The following is a 238-nucleotide window of genomic DNA, read 5'->3' on the forward strand; positions in this document are numbered from 1 at the left end:
GGGCGCGCTCTTCCCCGTGGTGTCCAAGCCGGGGCTCAAGCTGCGCGTGACCAGCACGCCCAAGGGCAAGGGCAACAAATTTTATGAGCTCATGACCGGCGAGGACTCCATCTGGAGCCGCCACCGCGTCGACATCTACCAGGCGGTGGCCGACGGCCTGCCGCGGGACATCCAGGAGCTCAAGGCGGGCCTTCGCGACCCCGACCTCTGGGCCCAGGAATACGAGCTCGCCTGGCTC

General features: G+C 67.6%; 1 pseudogene. It reads left to right on the plus strand.

Annotated elements, in window-relative coordinates:
* A pseudogene (locus tag ACTFO6_RS19685) lies at positions 1-238 on the plus strand (terminase large subunit domain-containing protein); the annotation flags it as partial.

The organism is Pelomicrobium sp. G1, from assembly GCF_051905455.1.
Classification (GTDB): domain Bacteria; phylum Pseudomonadota; class Gammaproteobacteria; order Burkholderiales; family UBA6910; genus Pelomicrobium.